This window comes from Nocardia aurantiaca (genome assembly GCF_009708175.1).
Taxonomy (GTDB): Bacteria; Actinomycetota; Actinomycetes; order Mycobacteriales; family Mycobacteriaceae; genus Nocardia; species Nocardia aurantiaca.
Genome location: NZ_WMBB01000001.1, coordinates 177,765 through 195,264 on the forward strand (window position 1 = coordinate 177,765; position 17,500 = coordinate 195,264).

At 69.8% G+C, this 17,500-nt stretch carries 15 protein-coding genes and 1 pseudogene; 5 read left to right on the forward strand and 11 right to left on the reverse strand.

The window, feature by feature from the left end:
- Positions 1 to 202 precede the first annotated feature (202 nt).
- Positions 203 to 733 (forward strand): LppU/SCO3897 family protein, encoded by a 531-nt coding sequence (locus tag GLP40_RS00790; protein ID WP_328289531.1) that lies wholly within the window; start codon positions 203 to 205, stop codon positions 731 to 733.
- 248 nt (positions 734 to 981) lie between these two features.
- Here GLP40_RS00790 and GLP40_RS00795 read toward each other — a convergent pair whose 3' ends face one another.
- From GLP40_RS00795 to GLP40_RS00810, 4 genes are all read right to left on the reverse strand, one after another.
- On the reverse strand, positions 982 to 3,309 hold the full coding sequence (locus tag GLP40_RS00795) for a helicase-associated domain-containing protein (protein ID WP_328289532.1): 2,328 nt from the start codon (positions 3,307 to 3,309) through the stop codon (positions 982 to 984).
- A 160-nt stretch (positions 3,310 to 3,469) separates the two neighbouring features.
- Positions 3,470 to 3,667: a hypothetical protein gene (locus tag GLP40_RS00800; protein ID WP_154785879.1), complete on the reverse strand. Its 198-nt coding sequence runs from the start codon at positions 3,665 to 3,667 to the stop codon at positions 3,470 to 3,472.
- A gap of 309 nt (positions 3,668 to 3,976) precedes the next feature.
- The gene (locus GLP40_RS00805) at positions 3,977 to 4,609 is read right to left on the reverse strand and encodes a transglycosylase family protein (RefSeq protein ID WP_154785880.1); all 633 of its coding nucleotides are present in this window, start codon (positions 4,607 to 4,609) and stop codon (positions 3,977 to 3,979) included.
- Between the two features lie 390 nt (positions 4,610 to 4,999).
- On the reverse strand, positions 5,000 to 5,230 hold the full coding sequence (locus GLP40_RS00810; RefSeq protein WP_154785881.1) for a hypothetical protein: 231 nt from the start codon (positions 5,228 to 5,230) through the stop codon (positions 5,000 to 5,002).
- A gap of 180 nt (positions 5,231 to 5,410) precedes the next feature.
- On the opposite strand from GLP40_RS00810, the gene GLP40_RS00815 reads away from it, so the two are divergent.
- A complete protein-coding gene (locus GLP40_RS00815; RefSeq protein ID WP_328289623.1) occupies positions 5,411 to 5,848 on the forward strand; it encodes a cold-shock protein in 438 nt (145 codons plus the stop codon).
- 74 nt (positions 5,849 to 5,922) lie between these two features.
- Here the strand turns inward: GLP40_RS00815 and GLP40_RS00820 are convergent, their stop codons facing one another.
- The 3 genes from GLP40_RS00820 to GLP40_RS00830 all read right to left on the reverse strand — a co-directional run bounded on the left by GLP40_RS00820 (position 5,923) and on the right by GLP40_RS00830 (position 9,416).
- Positions 5,923 to 6,519, reverse strand: a complete 597-nt coding sequence (locus GLP40_RS00820; RefSeq protein WP_154785883.1) for a DUF2771 family protein — start codon at positions 6,517 to 6,519, stop codon at positions 5,923 to 5,925.
- Positions 6,520 to 6,536: 17 nt separating this feature from the next.
- A complete protein-coding gene (locus tag GLP40_RS00825; protein ID WP_154786313.1) occupies positions 6,537 to 8,468 on the reverse strand; it encodes an MFS transporter in 1,932 nt (643 codons plus the stop codon).
- 153 nt (positions 8,469 to 8,621) lie between these two features.
- Entirely contained in the window at positions 8,622 to 9,416 is a 795-nt protein-coding gene (locus GLP40_RS00830; protein ID WP_154785884.1) for a glutaminyl-peptide cyclotransferase, read from the reverse strand.
- A 47-nt stretch (positions 9,417 to 9,463) separates the two neighbouring features.
- On the opposite strand from GLP40_RS00830, the pseudogene GLP40_RS33495 reads away from it, so the two are divergent.
- Positions 9,464 to 10,160, forward strand: a pseudogene (locus GLP40_RS33495) (DUF3027 domain-containing protein); the annotation flags it as partial.
- Positions 10,161 to 10,894: 734 nt separating this feature from the next.
- Positions 10,895 to 14,143 (forward strand): sacsin N-terminal ATP-binding-like domain-containing protein, encoded by a 3,249-nt coding sequence (locus GLP40_RS33500; protein WP_456093998.1) that lies wholly within the window; start codon positions 10,895 to 10,897, stop codon positions 14,141 to 14,143.
- A gap of 118 nt (positions 14,144 to 14,261) precedes the next feature.
- Here GLP40_RS33500 and GLP40_RS00845 read toward each other — a convergent pair whose 3' ends face one another.
- Positions 14,262 to 14,876, reverse strand: coding sequence for a TetR/AcrR family transcriptional regulator (locus GLP40_RS00845; RefSeq protein ID WP_230329135.1), 615 nt, complete (start codon positions 14,874 to 14,876; stop codon positions 14,262 to 14,264).
- A 112-nt stretch (positions 14,877 to 14,988) separates the two neighbouring features.
- The gene (locus GLP40_RS00850; RefSeq protein WP_328289535.1) at positions 14,989 to 15,231 is read right to left on the reverse strand and encodes a DUF2530 domain-containing protein; all 243 of its coding nucleotides are present in this window, start codon (positions 15,229 to 15,231) and stop codon (positions 14,989 to 14,991) included.
- 110 nt (positions 15,232 to 15,341) lie between these two features.
- Between GLP40_RS00850 and GLP40_RS00855 the strand changes: the two genes are divergently transcribed.
- Positions 15,342 to 15,779 (forward strand): MarR family winged helix-turn-helix transcriptional regulator, encoded by a 438-nt coding sequence (locus GLP40_RS00855; protein ID WP_328289536.1) that lies wholly within the window; start codon positions 15,342 to 15,344, stop codon positions 15,777 to 15,779.
- A gap of 3 nt (positions 15,780 to 15,782) precedes the next feature.
- Here GLP40_RS00855 and GLP40_RS00860 read toward each other — a convergent pair whose 3' ends face one another.
- Positions 15,783 to 16,181 carry a YccF domain-containing protein gene (locus GLP40_RS00860; RefSeq protein ID WP_407671513.1) on the reverse strand — a complete coding sequence of 133 codons (399 nt, stop codon included), beginning with the start codon at positions 16,179 to 16,181 and terminating at the stop codon, positions 15,783 to 15,785.
- A 75-nt stretch (positions 16,182 to 16,256) separates the two neighbouring features.
- On the reverse strand, positions 16,257 to 17,462 hold the full coding sequence (locus GLP40_RS00865; RefSeq protein WP_154785886.1) for a GNAT family N-acetyltransferase: 1,206 nt from the start codon (positions 17,460 to 17,462) through the stop codon (positions 16,257 to 16,259).
- Positions 17,463 to 17,500: the final 38 nt, after the last annotated feature.

Here is a 17,500-nt window from a genome sequence, read left to right on the forward strand (position 1 = left end):
CCTTCAGCCTGCAATTGCTCGGCGCCCTTCCCACCATCCTCGTGAATCTCTCGTGGCTGGGCATGCGCGGACTGTCCATGCTGCACTGAGATTTCCATGCAGTCTTGATATAACCCCCATGTTGGATGCGGGTACGGTCGGCACACAGGTATTCTCACCGCGTTCACAGCCGTGAACTGTTCGGTGAGAAAGGTTTTCGCTAGTGAAGTTCGCAGGAACGAGGACGCTGGTGCGCCTCGTGCTCGCCCTCGTGGCGGTAGCCGTGGCCGTGCTGGCCGTTTCCGGCTGTTCGATGCTCGAGGACGCCAGCAAGTCCGACACCGCCAAGGCCAAGGTGGGCGACTGCATCAACGTCATCGAAGGCTCCGCCACCGACTCCAAGACCGCGCCCGTCGCCTGCTCCGATCAGAAGGCGGTCTACAAGGTAGCCGCGGTCTACGACAAGAAGACCGACTGCAAGGAGGAGCAGACCTCCTACGAGGAGACCCTCAACGGCGGCACCACGGCGTTCCTGTGCCTGAGCCCGAACTTCAAGGAGGGGGCCTGCTACAACGAGAGCCAGACCACCGGCTACAAGTTCGTGGCGTGCACGGCTCCCGAGGCGTCGTTCAAGGTGATCAAGCGGATCGACGGGCAGGCGGACGAATTCGCGTGCGACGCGAACACCGCCATCGGCTTCCGCATCGTGCCGGACCCGAAGACCACCTTCTGCCTGGGTAACCCCAAGGGGTAAACCAACTCTCGGGGCTCTCGGGTGCTTCGCCCCCGAACCCCAGGGATGCCGGGGCTCAGCCCCGAACACCCCGGAACTCTCGGGTGCACGATGCGAGCCGCGGAACCCTTGGGCGCTCGACCCGGGCCGCGGAGCTCTCGGGCGCTTCGATCCCAGCCCCGGAACTCCCGGGGAATCGACCCGGGCCTGGAAATCCCGGCCCGGTGCGCGGGCGGCATGGCGAATGCCGTTCGGGCGCCGGGCTTTTCCTATTCGACGAGGGCGACCGAGGCGATGCGGTGCAGGGTGAAGTGGCGGACCGCGCCGGTGACCGGGTCGAGGGCGTCGAGCTGGCCACCGCCGACCTTGAGGGGTTCCACCACCCGCTGGGTCGCGATGCCCTGGGCATCGACGTAGCCGATGTGGACAGGGCGACGGGCGCGGGCGGCGAGCTGGAGCAGGTTCAGGGTGGCGGCGGTGCTGGTGCGGGAGCCGTCGGAGCGAACCGCCTGCCCGGGACGGGCGTTCGCGGCGCGCTCGCCCGCGCGGAGTTCGGCCACCAGGGACTGGAGTTGCTCGGTGCTGGGCGGGTTGGGCCGCCAGTTGGGGCGCTGCTGCCGGCGTGCGGCCAGGCGGGCGCCGCGGGGGCGCAGATCCACGATCGACCCGGACGAGTCCTCGCCCGCCGGACTGAAACCCGCCGCGCGTAGTCGCTCCAGCACCTCGCCCAGCGGGGCCTGTGAGATGGCGACGGTCGGGGCCACCGCGCGCAGCGCCAGCTCCCCGGCCACGGGCGCGGCCAGCACCTCGGCCAGCAGTGTCGGATCCTCGCTGCGCAGGAAGCTCTGCGCCATGCCCGCGCGCAGGCGGCCGTGGCGGCGGGCCACGTCGTCGATGAGATAGGTCAGCGACTGGGGGACCGGGGTGCGGGAATGCGTGGTGAAAAGGTTGTGCAGTTCCGCGGCCGTCGCGCCCGCGTCCAGCGCGCGTCGCACCGAGGTCTCGCCGATGCGGTAAACCGTTGCGGCGCCCGCGGATTCGACATCGGCGACCATGGCGATCCGGTCCTGGAGTTCCGGTGCGAGCGGGCCCGGCGCGATGACCGTCAGATCCGCCTGCACCAGCACGTGATCCACCGGCTCCGGCAGCGCGATCGCCATCTCGGATTCGGCGTCCTCGGGACTGCCGTGCAGCAGGGCGCGCCCCGCGGAGGTGACGGCACCGCGCGCCACCAATCCGAGCGCCTCCGCCTCGGACAGCGTGCTCGCCACCGCGTTCAGCCGATAGTGCCGCCGCCGGCGCGGCTGCCGCCAGGCCAGGATGCGGCCCAGGTCGGCGGCGGAAACCTCGGTGCCGGGCGGGAATTCGGCCAGCAGGCCCAGGATGGCGTGCCGGTCGCGGACGGCGTGCGCGGTGCGCAGTTCCGCCGACAGCGCCGCGAGCGGTTTGTCATTGGCATCGCGCAGGCCGATCATCCAGGGGAACCGGTCCAGCTCCAGCCAGGCCTGGGCCAGCACCAGCCAGCGGCGCGGCGGCACCACCGCGAGCCAGGCGTCGGCGGTGGTGGTGGGCGTCCAGTAGTCCTCGGTGCCGTCGCTCTCGGGCGCGGGTTCGGGGGTGCCCTTGTCGATCAACCGAGCCGCGGTGAGGATTTCGGCCAGCAAGCCGACGCGGTTCTCGTCGATGCCGGTCTGCTTGGCCACGCGGCGCAGCTCGCGCACGCCGAGACCGCCGGAGCGCAGCACCGGGGCGGGCGCCTGGCCCAGCACGTCGAGGATGGCGGCGCTGTGCCGCAACAGCTCTCCGACCTCCCCCGCGGCCACCGCGTTGATGTCGGCGGGTGCGTGCTTGGTCGAATCGGGTTGCGGGGGCGTGAGCGCGTGCGGATCGGTGACCGGTTCATTGCGCAGCACCTGGCCGACCGCGACCGGCAGCTCCACGGTCTGCTCGTCGACCAAATTCAGCAGGCGGTGCGCCAGCAGTCGTTGCACCGGGCGTTCGGAGGGGGTGCCGGGCGCGGCGTCGCGGGTGCGGCCGCGCGGGCCGGTGCTCGCCAGCTTCTCCACCAGGGCGCGCTCCTGCGGCGAGGAGGCGGCCAGGGCCGCGGTGATCTCGGGTTCGGTGAGCGCGTCCGGCGGTGCGGTGGTGCTGCCCAGCGGCCAGGGCAGCGCCTCCTGGGCGGCGGGCGTCACGCGCAGGGCGGTGTCCGGGCCCCAGACGATGGCGCGGGCGCGCAGTTTCCGCAGCGCGGCATTGACGGCCGCCGCCGGCGCCCGGTCCGCCAGCTGTTTGCGCAGGGTCTTGGCGGGCAATGGCTCGCCGAGGCGGCCGTCCGCGGCCCCTTGCACGACAAGGGTTTCGATGACGGCGAAGTCGAGGGTGTCCAGCTCGTCGCCCGCCCGCAGTACGGAGGCGCGCTGTTCGGTGCGCGCGGCCAGTACGGCTATGGAGGCGGGCAGTGGGACGGCCAGATCCGGCCGCAATTGCAGCAGCGTGACGAGATCCTCGTCGCTGCGCTTGGAAAGCCATTCGGCCAGAGTCGCGTCCGCGCGCGCGGTGGACTTCGCAGACGTGGCCGGGGTGGGGGTTTCGGTCACTTCACCCGATCCATCGGGCAGCAGGCAGGCGGGACACGGTGCGGACGCGGTTCAGCGGCCGCCGCGGCGACCAGGCGGTAGACGAGGCCTGGAGTCGTATACGCGGCGGCCGCCCGGGAACGAGCGCCGTTAACCGCATGGTTGTCGGTCGGGCGTCGGATCAGCGGTTGACGACGGTGTGCGGGTGCACGTAAGGCAGCTGATCGGCCGGCAGCGGGAACTCGGTGTCCTCGCCGTACGGGGAGAGACCACCGGAGCGGGCCGAGGAGAGCTCGGTGACCGCGTGATCGCCATCGGCCATATCCGGCCAGCCATTGTCGACATAGGGTTTGTTCGATTTGTTCACCACGCCGCTCATTCTGGCATGCGGCCCTCGGGACCGCCCCCTCCGGCACTGCGTTATTTGCCTCCGCTTCGCTGTGGCGCGTTCGCGGCCCTGTTACCTCGGTCTTCCTTGCTCCGCCCGGCTCCACCGCTCCCAGGCGGAGCTCTGTCGAGCCCCGGTCCAGGCCGAGGCGGGCCCGCGAACCTACGGATTTCGGCGGGCGAAAAGGCAACGCGGGCAATCGGACCGGTGAAGCTCCCCGGGCGGCAGGGCATAGGGCCCGAAACAGGAATGCCCCGCATCGACGTTGATGCGGGGCATTCCGGAGGGGGAACGTGGTCGCTACTGGGGCAGCAGGCCCTTGTTCGCCTCGAAGAAGTTCACGACGCTCGGGTCCAGCTTGGCGCCGCTGGCCTTGGTGGCGTTGAGGAAATCCAGCGCGGGCTGCGGGATCTGGACGCCCTGCGACTGGGCGACCGCGATGGCACGGTCCACGGCCTGGAAGACCTCCTGGGTGCCGTCGGTGCCGGCGCCGGGGCCCGCCTGCTGCGGGTTCCACTGCGGGGTGTCGGAGGTCGCCGGCGCGGGGGCGGTGCGCGGAGTGGATCCGCTGGTCAGGCCGAGGCTCGAGGAGCAGGCGGGCCAAGCGCTCCAGCCTTGCGTGGCGAGCACCTTCTCGGCGACCGCGATCTGCTGCTCACGGCTGGCCTGGTTGGCGGTGGGGGCGTATTCGCCGCCGCCGTGGGCGGTCCAGGTGCCGGGCGAGAACTGCAGCCCACCCTGGAAACCGTTGCCGGTGTTGATGCCCCAGTTGCCGCCGGCTTCGCACTGTGCGAGGCGATCCCAGTCGGAGTCGGGTGCCGCGCTGGCGTTACCTGCCATGGCCACTCCAGCGCCGCCGAGGGCGATGCCCGTCAGGGCAACCTTGGCGACAGTGCGGCCGGTGTTGGTCGGCTTGCGATGGCGTCCACTCATATTCGGGTCTTCCTCTCGTACGCGCCTGCGAGGCCGACTACCGGGGTCGAACTGAGAGGTCGTCCGGCCCGGCGCACTGGATGTGCGCTGTTCCTCGTCTTCGCCCCTTTTTCCAGTTGGGGGTCCGTACCCGCGGGGCGAAGTTCGGTGCGGCGGGCCGGTGGCGCCGGGCTGACCCGGCGTGGAAGACACTACGACGACCGCGGCGAAAAATCACCATTTGGTAACCGCTGTGTCCGTCCGGGTCACTAACCGGCGCAAGCGGTTCCGGTTGGCTTCTGCGCAGGTAGTCTCGGCGAGTCTCGGCCGATAGGGGTCCGTCACCGCTCTGTGACCTTCCTGTTATGTGACGAAGATCACAGGAATGGTCGGGTAACGAACTGGGCAACCTCAGCGCGCCCTGCGCCCCGACCAGAGCGCGTAGACCACCGACAGCAGGAACCCGAGCGGCGCGCACATGGCGAGCAGATACAGCCACAGCCCCGGCTTGGAATCGGACAGCAGGCCGACGCCGAAGATTGCGACAACGGCCAGCAACCCAATCGCGAACAGGCCCATAGCGATATACAGCAGCCAGCTCGAGGAACCGCGAGGGGCCTGCTTCGAAGAAATGTCGGACACCTCTCGACCGTAAAACTGATGTGCTCGGGCTATTCACACCGGGGTAGACTCGGGGCCAGTCGCGTCCTGCAAAGCTGTGGGGCGCGTTCTTTTCGCAAACGGAAAGGTCGCCGGCGTTCGCGTCCGGCGACTATGAGTGTGCCCGGCTGCCCGGGCTCGAGCGACGAACGGGTGAGCGCAGTGCCGACCGGCAAGGTGAAGTGGTACGACGTCGAAAAGGGCTTCGGCTTCCTTTCCCAGGATGAGGGAGAGGACGTCTATGTTCGATCGTCGGCGCTGCCCGATGGTGTCGAGGCGCTCAAGCCCGGCCAGCGCGTCGAATTCGGTATGGCCGCGGGTCGCCGTGGCCCGCAGGCGCTTTCGCTGAAGCTGCTCGAGACACCCTCTCTGCGCGAGGAGCGCGGCCGGGGCGAGCGTGGAGACCGCCGGGGCGGCCGCAACGACGCCCCCGTCAACCGCAAGACCCCGGACGAGCTGCACGGCCTCATCGAGGACATGATCACGCTGCTCGAGACCAAGGTGCAGCCGGATCTGCGCCGCGGCAAGTACCCGGATCGCAAGACCGCCCAGCGCATCGCGGAGGTCGTGCGCGGCGTGGCGCGGGAGCTCGACCACTAGGTCGAACCCAGGAATCGAGCGGGCCCCGGTGATTCGATCACCGGGGCCCGACTTGCCTTGGGGCGCGCTCGATCTCAGCTGAAGAGCGCGGGGTCGAACTCGGGGGTATGGATGGCCCAGATCCCGCGGTTGATGACGCCCTGGTTTCCGTTCTCATCCTGGGCGGGGACAGGCAGGTGCAGTTCCATGATGGCCAGGCGCACATGTTCGTTCGCGGGGGTCTTGATCGTCACGGTGAGCGGCTTGGCCCACCCCGGGTCCTCGTCCCGCTCGGGTTTGCCCGACAGCCTCCAGGGTTTCTGGGACGTCAGGATGTCCCCGTTGGCCTTGTTGTTCGGCAGGCGGTACCCGATCAGGATTTCCCACGGAGCGTCGGCGATCTCCTTCGGCAGCGATAGCTGCACCGTCGAGCCCGGCGGTATATCCATATCGGAGATGTCCTGGGTCGAGTCGCACTTGCCCATCGAGAGGCGGTCTTTCGACACCTCGAGATCGCAGTACAGGAACGGGCTCACCGACACCGACTTACCGTGCGCGTACGCGGTGATCTCGGGATCCGGCTTGTTGGTGTCGCGTACCGCGATCGTGACCACGGCGGCTACCGCTGCGACGAAAACCAGCAGTGCCACTCCGGACAGAGCGACGATAGTGCGGGTTTTGGTTTGGCTCACCGGGTTTCCTTTGTCCGTCACTGGGTGGTGGGTTCCCCCGCGCCGTGCGCACCGGGGACTTCCTGCTTGGCGTGCTGGGGTCGGTTACCGCCCAAACCGGGCAGCAGCGAATGACCACGGTAGCTGAACGCCGTTTGGATCAAGCCCAGCGCCATCACCGACCCGACCACGGTGAAACCGATCCGCCAGGTCGTGGGCAGCAGGACGCCCATCGCGCCGCCGACCACCCAGGACAGCTGCAGCACGGTCTCGGAACGGCCGAAACCGGAGGCGATGGATTCGGGCGGCAGATCGTCCTGGATCGAGGCGTCGAGCGAGACCTTGGCCAAGGCGCTCGCGGCCGAGGCGACCAGCGTCGCGAGGGCCGCGCCCATCAGGTTGCCCATCACCGCCGCCATGACCGCGACGGCCACGCACGCGCCGGTGCAGCTGACCACGATCAATTGCGGGCGGCCGAGTTTCATGCGCGCGCCCGAGGCATTGCCCGCGAAATTGCCGATGCCGGCGGCCGCACCGATGACGACCAGCATGGCCACTTGCTGTACCGGCCGATGCTCGGTGGACTTCGCCACGAACGCACCGTAGAAGGTGAGGAAGCCGGTCAGGATGCGCACGGTGCTGTTGCCCCACAGACCGGTCACCACCGAACGGCCCAGGGGCTGACGGCGGATGCTCGGCCGCACCGCGTCGGCCTGGCCCGGGTCCAGCACCTCGGTACGGGCGTCGTTGCCGTGATAGCCGAGGGTGGCCGGGACCTCGCCCTCGGTGACCTCCACCCAGGACGGAATGCGCAGGCTCAAAATCGCGCCCGCCGCGGCGAGGGCCGCCGCGAACAGCAGCGCGCCGGTCGAGCCCGCGATCTTGGCGGTCAGCGCCGCCACCGCGCCCGCGCCGATGGTGCCGCCGACGAGGCCGAACACGGTGAGCCGGGAGTTGGTGCGCACGAGGTCGATTCCCGGCGGCAGCACGCGCGGGGTGACCGCGGACTTCAGCACCGAGAACGACTTGCTCAGGATCATCATGCACAGGGCCAGGGGATACAGCGCCCAGTTGTCGATATTGAAGATGAGCAGCCCCGCGATGAGTACGCGGATGGCGAACGAGCCCGCCAGCGCCACCCGGCGACCGCGTTGCAGGCGGTCCAGCATGGGGCCGATGACGGGGGCGATCACCGCGAACGGAGCGATCGTGATCAAGAGGTACAGCGCCACTTTGGTTTTGGATTCCGCCGTGGCGCTGGCGAAGAACAGCGTATTGGCCAGGGCCACCGCGATCGCGGCGTCGGTGGCGAAGTTGGCCATGGTGGCGTAGATGAGCGCGGTGAGCCCCGACTCCTCCGCACCGTCGGCCTTGGCGGCGCGCTGGAAGGTCGCGAAGCCGCGTTCGGTGAGTTCGATGCTGCGGCGCGCCGCGACCCGGGTGACGGTCAGCTTGCGTGGCGGCTTGTGCAGGCCGCTGTCGTGCGCGCCGGGGTCGTGCTCCTGCGAATGCGATTGCGGGTGAGCCGATTCCGGCGACGGCTGATCCGTGTGCGAGTGCCGGGTCGGGTCGGGTCGGTCCGAATGCCCCGGCCACCGCGATGGGGAGTGCGGTGCGGGTTGCGGGTCGTAGCGCTCGGGGTCGTAGCGCTCGGAGCGAGTGGCCGGTGGCTGCGATTCGTAGGGCCGGGTCGATTCGTAGGGCCGGGTCGTGTCCGAGTCGTACGGCAGAGTCGTGTCTCGGGAGTCCGGTTTCGTGTCGTGGTGGCGGCGGCGTGCCCAGCGTGAGGTGGGCTGGTCCGGCTCGCGCGGCGGTTCGGCGCGGCGGCCGGACTCGGTTCGCCTGGGCTGCGCGGGGGAGCGGTGGGTGAGGAACGCGGGCACCTCGGACTCGTCGCGCGGCGGGACGGGCCGCCGGCCCGCGCGGTTGGCGGGCGGATAGTGGTCGTATCCCGGATGCCGTTCGATCATGGGTGAGTCCTCGTCACCCCAGCGACCGGGATCGGCACCGGGGTCACGGGGAGCAGTCACATCCCCAATTCTTGCAGTGCTACGGGCCGGCGGCTGCACTGCCGTCGATGTGGACCGGCAGAACTTCGGAGCGACCGGTCGCGACGGTCCTGATCAGACGGGGACGAAGCGGACTTCATAGGAAGTCGGCCACTTTTTGCCGGTGAGGAGGAAGTGGTCGGTGCCCGGGAGGTGGGCGATGCCGTTGAGGACGTCGGTGTCGGGGGTGCGGGCGCTGCCGGGGAGCAGTCCGGAGGCGCCGATCCGGGCCAATACCTCACCGGTGTCCGGATCGATGCGCAGGATGGTGTTCGTCGGCCAGGTGTTGGCGTAGACGGAACCGTCCGGTGCGCAGTCGAGTTCGTTCAGCCGGGCATCCTCATGGCTGGTGAGGGCAACGCTGCCGGTGATCGCGAAGGTCTGCGGGTCGCGGAAGGTCAGGGTCGAACTGCCGTTGCTCATGACCACGCGATTGTCGTGGGTGCACAGCCCCCAGCCCTCGCCGTCGAAATGCGTGGTGCGCAGTTCCGCGAGGGTGGCCGGATCGCGGGCGATGGCCACGCCGTCCTTGTAGGTGAGCTGCCAGAGCAGGTCGCCGGCGCGGGTGATGCCCTCGCCGAACAGGGGTGCGGGCAGGTCGGCGCGGGCGAGTTCGGCCCCGGTGCTCAAGTCGATGGCCCGGACGTAGGAAGAGCCGGACAGACCGGTGCCCTCGTAGAGAACCGACCCGTCTACTTCCAAACCTTCGGTGAACGCGCCCGGGTCGTGTGGCCGAGTCGCGACCACTTCGACCCGCAGCTTCGGCGTGTTGTCGCTGCTGGTGCAGCCGGTGGCGGTCCCGGCCAGAGCCAGCGCCGTGGACAGCGTGATCGTGGCGGCCGCTACCGGTGCACGGCGTTTGCGCTCCATACGGCAAAATGTAGGGCGTGAGCGCGGTTGGAGTTTCGGAATCCGGTGTGCGACCGATCCTGGCGGAGGCGGTCGAGCTGGCCCGCCGTGCGCTCCTGGATCTGGAGCCGGTCGGGGTGGGCGCGCATCTGGGCGTGACCGGCGAGGACGAATCCTCGGCCACTCACCATTTCGAGGCCACGCTGCCCGGCTATCGCGGCTGGCAGTGGGCTGTCGTGGTGGCGGCCCCGCCGGAGGCGACCGTCGCCACCGTGAGCGAGTCGGCGCTGCTGCCCAGCCCGGACGCACTGGTGGCCCCCGACTTCGTTCCGTGGGAGCAGCGCATCCGCCCCGGCGACCTCGCGCCCGGCGATCTGCTGGCCCCGCCGCCCGGCGACCCGCGCCTGGTGCCCGGCTATGTTGCCACCGGTGACCCGGCCGTCGACGAGGTCACCCTCGAGATCGGCCTCGGCCGTACCCAGGTGTTGTCCCGCGAAGGCCGCGAGGAGTCGGCGGACCGCTGGTTCTCCGAATACGGCCCCGACACTGACATGGCCCGCGCCGCCCCGTCCACCTGCGGCCTGTGCGGCTTCTATGTCCCGCTGGCCGGCGCGCTCGGCGCCGCCTTCGGTGTCTGCGCCAATGCCATGGGCGCCGACGGCCACGTGGTCCACGTCGCCTATGGCTGCGGCGCCCATTCCGACGTCGAACTCCCCACCGGCAACGGCTCCCCCATCTACGAGGCCTACGACGACGCCGCAGTCGACCTGATCCCCGCCGCCGACCTTCGCGAGGAGTCCTCTGCGATCGCGGATCGAGTCGAGGCCGGGGACGCCGCCGTTGGTGAAGCGCAGGCGGCCGATGCCGCGGATACGGAACCTGTTGCGAATGCGCCGATTGCCGACGTCGCGGACGCCGGGGCTGCGGAGGCCGAGGTCGCGGACGCCGACGTGGCGGATGCCGGGGCTGCGGAGGTCGCGGAGGCCGAGGCCGCGGACGCCGGGGCTGCCGAGTCCGACGTCGCGGACGCCGACGTGGCGGATGCCGGGGCTGCGGAGGCCGAGGTCGCGGAGGCCGAGGTCGCGGAGGCGCGGGCGGCCGTGGTCGGCTCGGATGTCGATGTGACCGCTGTTGCGGTCTCGGGTGAGGGGGACTCGGCGGGTGCCGGGGCCGAGGCGGCCGAGAACGCGGTGGCCGCGGAGGATTCCGCGGCGGCTGCCGAGGAGCCCGCGCCGGCGGTCGAGGCCAGTGCCGTCGGGTTGTTCGAGGTGGGCGATCCGGATGCGGTGTACGACGATGCGTGGGCCGTGAACGCGGTGCGGGCGGAGCCCGAGGCCGGTTCGCCCGAGTCGCGCTGAGGCGATCGCCCAGCTAGGTTGTAGCGCCGCCGGATTCCCGGCGGCGGGTGCGGTTTTCGGTGGATCGTGCCGGAATTCTATGAACTACCCGGATGCTTGGCTCTGGCGTGCCATCAACCGTTGTGCGGAAGGGGTTTAGGCGTGGTCGCGACCGATGTGGGGGACCCGTTCGGGACGGCGGAGTTGCGGGCCGGGGTGGTGGCGGCCTGGCGTGGCTCGCCGACCCGGCTGCGGGAGGACGCCGCGACGGAGGCGGACCTCGTGCGGTCCGGATACCGGGACCGGTTGCTGACCGAGCTGGCGCAGAACGCCGCCGACGCGGCCGTCAAGGCGGGTGTTGACGGGCGTATCGCGGTGTGGCTGGACGGGCGCACCCTGCATGTGGCCAATACCGGCGCGCCGCTGGAGGTTTCGGGGGTGCACGCGCTGACCGCGCTGCGCGCCTCGGGAAAGACGGAGGGCGCCGCCGTCGGCCAGTTCGGCGTGGGCTTCACCGCGGTGCTGACGGTGTCGGACGAGGTGGAGCTCCGGTCGACCAGCGGGTCGGTGCGGTTCTCGCGGGCCGAGACCTGGGCGCTGCTCGGGGCGCAGGACATCGAGATCCCGGACCTGCCCGAGGGTTTCGAGCCGCCCGCGCTGCGCCTGGCCTGGGCCGTCGAGGAGATGCCCACGAGCGGATACGACAGTGAGATCGTGCTGCGCCTGCGGGAGAGCGTGGACACCGTCGCCCTGTTCGCCGAAATGCGGGCGGAGGCGGCCGACCTGCTGCTGGAACTGCCCGCGCTGCATGGCATTCGCATCGGTGATGACGAGATCGCCAGTGCGGAGCGGGAACTCGGCAATGGTCTCACCGAACTGCGTGTCACCGGTCCGAACGCGGATGAGCGTGTGTGGTGGCAGTACCGGACCGGTCGCTCTCGCTGGCTGCTGCCGGTACGTGGCGGCCGCCCGGTCGCCACCGCCCCCGACGTGCTGCGCGCACCCACCCGCTCCGACGAGGAGCTGTCCCTGCCGGCCCTGCTGATCGCCGATATCCCCATGCAGCCGGACCGCCGCCGTCTGCTTCCCGGAGCGCGCCTGAACGGTCTGGCCACCGGCTACGCCGACTTCGCCCGCGCCCTGCCGCCCCGCGACCGCTTGGTCCTGGTCCCTACCCCCGGCTTCGCCCGCAGCGAGGCGGACAGTCTGCTCCGCGAGGCCCTGATCGCCGAGCTCCGCGACAATGAGTGGCTCCCGGTCTTCACCGCCCGCCCGGAGCGTACGGGCGAATATGCCCTCGCGCCAGAGGAATTCGGCGCGATGCCCGGCGAGGCGGGATCCGCGGCCGCGCCGGGTGCGGGCGGCCCCGAGGCGCTGACATCGAGTGACCGCGATACCTTGGCTGCGAGTGAGTCGGCCGCCGTGCGGGATACCGACCTCGAGGTGTCGTCCCCGGGTCGGGGCGCCGTCCCGGCGGCCGCCACCGCGTGGGAGCAGGAAACCCTGCCGCTGTGGGATCTTCCCGCCCCGGACGAATTGCCCTACGACGCGGTCGAACCCCATGACGCCATCGGGCCGCACGACGTGGTCGCGACCTATGTCCCGGCCGAGTCCGGGGATCTGGCGGCGGCCGACGAGGCGGCCGAACTCGCCTCCTCCGAGTCATCCCCATCGGCGCCGGGTATGACTGTGGATGACTCGGCGACCGCGGAAACCGCCGGAGCGGGCCGGGATTCACGTGTGACGGTGGCGGCGCCGCGGCGCGCCACCGTATTCACCGGCGTGACTCCGGAATTGGCCGAGCTGCTGGCCGATATGGTCGGTCCGCTGGTGATTCCGGAGCTCTCCTCCCGCATGTACGCCGACGCGCTGGCGGTGCTGGATGTGCACCGCATCGGGCTGGCGCGGATCGCCGAGCTGTCGAGCAGCCTGGAACGCGAACCGCAGTGGTGGTATTCGCTCTACGATTCCCTGGAGTCGTTCGCGGTGGACCCGCTGGCGGTGGAGGAACTGGGCGCGCTCGCGGTGCCGCTGGTCGATGGCCGCCTGGTGACCGGGCCTCGCACAGTGGTGCTGGATGACCGCCTGGAGCAGGCGATTCCGGTGCACTGGGCACGGTTGGTGCACCCGGAGGCGGCGCACGAGCTGCTGGGCCGGCTGGGCGCGCGCCCGGCGACGCCGGAGGATCTGCTCAATGATCCGGGGCTGCAGGCGGTGTTGGAGGACGACCCGAGCGATCCGGACACCGTGGACGCGGTGCTGAACCTGGCGGCGCACACCCTGGTTGCGCCGGGCGCCCTGCCGACGTGGCTGGGCCTGGTCGAATTGCCCGACGTCGACGGTGAATCGAGGCCGGCCGACGAACTCCTGCTGCCCGACGCGCCACTGGGCCGCGTGCTGGTCGAGGATTCGCCGTTCAGCACCCTGGACCCCGAGGTACTCGAGCGCTACGGCCCGGATGCCCTGCGCGCCGTCGGTGTCGGCTGGAGCTTCACCCTGGTCGCCGAATCCGATCCGACCGGCCCCGACCACCACCTCGACGACGAGGAGACCTGGTGGGAGGGCCTGGCCGAGGATCCGGCCGAACTCGTGGCCGTCCGCGACCTGGACCTGGTGGACGACGCCGAATGGCCGGAGGCGCTGCGGCTGTTGCTGTCCGATGCGACCACCCGCCGTTTGCTCGCGGATCGCGACGGCTACACCGCGTGGTGGCTGCGCCAGCACGCCCACATCGACGGCATTCCGCTGGGCCTGCTGCGCCATCCCGACGACACCCTGTTCGCGGGCCTGCTCCCGCAGCTGCCGGGTTTCGACGCGAATGATCTGGCGGCGCTGCGCGGCGTCCTCGCCGATCCGGAGGTGCTGACGCCCGCGCTGGCCGAGGAACTCCTGGACGCTCTCGCCGATCCGGCGAGAGCGCCCACCCCCGAATCGATCTCACAGACGTATCGCCGTTTGGCCGAGTCCCTCGACGCGGGCCGTCTGGACACCGAGGACCTGGTGCTGCCGGGCCAGGTGCGCGCCCTCACCGGCGAGGTGATCCCGGCCGCCGATGCCCTGGTGCTGGATCGCCCCTGGTTCGGCCCGGCCCTGCCCGCCGACCGCCTGGTGGTCGGTGACATGGCCTCCGCGCGTTCGCTGGCCACCCTGCTGGATCTGCCGCTGGCCTCGGAGGCGGTGACGGCGGAGGTGGTGAGCGCCGGCCGTGAGACCAGCTGGACCGCCGAGCCATTGGGCGTCCTGCTGCGTCTGCAGTTCGATTTGCCGCTGCCCGCAGGGGATCTCATGGTGCACGACGAACTCCGCGTACGGCTGTCGGGCGCGTTCGAGGCGACGGTGACGGTCGCATGGTGGCGTGAGGGCGATACCACCCACGTGCAGGCGCAGCCGCAGAATTTCGCACGCCGCTGAGGACGCCCGGGAACTCAGCGGAATACCAACGCGGGCACGCGAACTCGGGTCCGGCGCGGGCGCTGCTACCCGGCGCCCGCGCCGAAACGGAGGAGGTCCGGGGCGAACCGAGCCCGGGTCAAACCGAGTGGGCTGCCACGGTGGTGGCCAGGACGTCCAGTTGCTCCCGGACGGCGGCGCTGTCGTTGTCGACCAGCCAGCGCAACACGATGCCGTCGATGGCGGCGAGCATGAAACGGGACAGGGTGCCGACGGGAACGGTCCACTGGGTGCCGGTGGCTTCGCGCGCGTGCTCGATGACATCGGCGACCGTGGAGTCGTTGAAGGTGTACTGCTCGCGTGCGATGGCGAGTTTCGCGGGGGTTTGCTCGCCTTCGCGCAGGGCGTAGGTGGTGGTTTCGTAGGTGAGTAGTTGGCGTTCCGCGGTGGCTTCGATGTTGAGCCACATGAGTTCCAGACCCGCGCGCACCAATTGCTGCAGCGCTTCTTTTCCGGTTCCGACGTCCTGCCATACCGCTTCGTTGGCATCGACGGAATCACGCAATTCCATCGAGAGCGCCTTGACCAACTCGGTCATCAGCTGATCTTTGTTTTCGAAACAGTAATGCACCACACCGAGGGAAACACCGGCTGCCTGGGCAACATCGCGCGTGGTAACTCCTGCCACGCCCTTTTTTTCGGCAAGGCCGATGGCCGCCTCGATCAGGTGGGCCCGTCGTTCTTCGACGCTCAATCGGGAGGACACTCCAGGGAGTTAAGCGTCCGCGGCGCGTGCAGTCAATTCGCACGCTCCGCAAGTTCGTTTTGTCGGACCTCGCTGGGCGGACGACCAGTTGCTTCGCGCGTTAATCCAGACCGAGCTGCGCGCCTTTGTCACCGCGGCGCGCGCTCCGGCGCTGAATCGCGAAGATCGTGTAGGCGAGCAACCCCACGGCCAGACCCATCAGGCAGACCGGTCGCGCGGCGGCCCACGCGTCGTTCAGCCATACCGCCGCGGTCGCGATCAGGAAACCGAGGGCGCCCACGGCCAGGACGGGACGTGGATCGGTGAAGCGGTGCGGAATCTCCGGGACGGGCGGGGTGCTCACCCAGACCAGAGTAGAGGGCGAGGCGGTTCTGGTGGTGCGCCCGGGGCGGACCCCGGCCGCGCACCGGAACCGCCGACCCCCGCGCGAGCGGTCCCGTATCGTTTGCCTCTGTGACAACGCCTTCCGACATTCGAGCGCTCGCCGGTGAACTCTCGCTGGCGGTGGTGCGCTTGACTCGGCATCTGCGAGGCCGGCGGGCCGATGCCCAGATTTCGCTGACCCAGCTGTCCGCGCTCGCCACACTGAATCGGGAGGGCGCCATGACGCCGGGCGCGCTGGCCGCCAAGGAGCGGGTGCAGCCGCCGTCCATGACCCGGGTCATCGCCTCGCTGTCGGAAATGGATCTGGTGGAACGCAATCCGCATCCGACCGACGGGCGGCAGATCATCGTGTCGCTGTCGAATGCCGGTCGGGCGCTGATCGCGGATGAGAACCAGGCCCGCGAGGCGTGGATGACCGATCAGCTCTCCCGGCTTTCCCCCGACCAGGTCGCCGTCCTCGCCCAGGCGGTGGGGATCATGAAGCAGATCGTCGACGAGTCGGAGTAGGAGTCAGTAGCCGAAACGCCGGTCGCTGTCGACGATTTCGCGGCCCAGCGGGAACAGCGAGATCAGGATCAGCTTGAGATTGGCCCAGGCGAAGGGGATTCCGATGATGGTGACGGCGAGGGCGATGCTGGTCATCAGGTGACCCAGGGCCAGCCACCAGCCCGCCACGATGATCCAGATGATGTTGCCGAGCATCGAACCCACGCCCGCGCCCGGCTTCTCCACGGCCTCGCGCCCGAAGGGCCAGAGCACGAAATTGGCGATCCGGAACGACGCGATGCCCCACGGGATGGTCACGATCAGCACACAGCAGATCAGCCCGGCGATGACATAACCGATGGCCATCCAGAATCCGACCAGCACGAGCCACACGATGTTGAGTATCAGCTGGATGGGTTTCACGTTCTCAGCATGCCAGCGCCGGACGGCCACCCACCACCGGGAAAACCCTGATCTTCGCGGTGGGGGTGACATCGGTCAGAAGAACCATCCGAGTTCGGCGTCGCGTTCGGCGGTGAATGCCTCGTCGAAGGCGCGGAGCACGGCCGCGTCCTTGGCCTGGATTCGGTTGGCGGCGGCGAAGACCTTGGCCCGGTAGCCGCCGAAGTAGAGACTGCCCAGCACGTCGATGCCGAGCTCGAGGTCGGGCGTGCGGTCGGTGCGGGCGCACTCGGCGACGCCGTCGCGCACGCGCAGGGCGAAGCTGCCGCCCGCGTCCCGGAACGGATCGTCCACCGACAGCACCAGATCCAGATCCCGCTGGTAGGTGCGGGCGGTCAGGGCGGCGGGGATGTCCATGATGCGGGTCCACAGCGCGTCGTGGCGGCCGGTGACGCGCACCAGGCGCGGGTTCGTCACCAGGTAGGGGAGCGGATCGTGGTCGCTGAGGGTCGCTTCGACGGTGTGCACCAGATCCAGGCTGAGCAGGATCCGCCACAGCGCGGCATGGGCTTCGGCGGTGACGGCGCGCACTTCGCGGACGGTGGCGATGTTCTTGTCCTCATGCCAGGCGCGGCGCAGGATGGCGTAGCCGTCCGGGTGGATCAGGAAGAACTGGGGCGAGCTCTCCTCGTTCTGCACCGCGTCGGCGAAGAACCGCTGCTGCCAGCGGCCCTCGGGCCGCGCCTGGGCGCCGGGCACCAGCCGCCGCCAGCGGTCGTAGATCTCGGGCAGCCGTACCTTGGCCTCGTCCAGCGAGGCGACCTGCACGCCGCCGGGATCCGGTGTGGTGGGCCGGAATTCGGCGGTGCGGCCGCGCACCGAGATCTCGTTCGCGACAATGGACGGGCCGTAGCCGAAGCGGCCGTAGATGGTGCCCTCACTGGCGGTGAAGATGGTGAGCGGAACGCGCTCGGCCTCGGTGCGCCGATGCTGCTCGGTGTAGAGCGCCCGCAGAATGCCGCGCCGCCGATGGGTGGGCGCGACCACCACGCTGGTGACGCCGCACGCCTGAACGGTGCGCGCGCCCGGAACGGTGACGGTCATGGTGCGGTCGTTGGTGTGCCCGACGATGCGATCGCCGTCCACGGCCACCAGGGCCCGTTCGATGGGAAAGACCTGTCCGACGTATTCCAGATCGGCCGGGCCGAGCCGCATCCCGAAGCAGACCTCCGACAATCGGACGATCTCCGCCCGCTCATCCGCTCGCGCCGAACGCACGGTAACGCCATTCGTCGATGCCATACTCCGAACATCCCATGAGTTTCCGGCGACCGCACCCG

What these genes read in the sequence shown, in the direction of transcription:
- GLP40_RS00800 (WP_154785879.1), bottom strand. Translation starts at nt 3,667, where the DNA reads ATGAGCGGCGTGGTGAACAAATCGAACAAACCCTATGTCGACAATGGC.
- GLP40_RS00805 (WP_154785880.1), bottom strand. Translation starts at nt 4,609, where the DNA reads ATGAGTGGACGCCATCGCAAGCCGACCAACACCGGCCGCACTGTCGCC.
- GLP40_RS00825 (WP_154786313.1), bottom strand. Translation starts at nt 8,468, where the DNA reads ATGATCGAACGGCATCCGGGATACGACCACTATCCGCCCGCCAACCGC.
- GLP40_RS00830 (WP_154785884.1), bottom strand. Translation starts at nt 9,416, where the DNA reads ATGGAGCGCAAACGCCGTGCACCGGTAGCGGCCGCCACGATCACGCTG.
- GLP40_RS00865 (WP_154785886.1), bottom strand. Translation starts at nt 17,462, where the DNA reads ATGGCATCGACGAATGGCGTTACCGTGCGTTCGGCGCGAGCGGATGAG.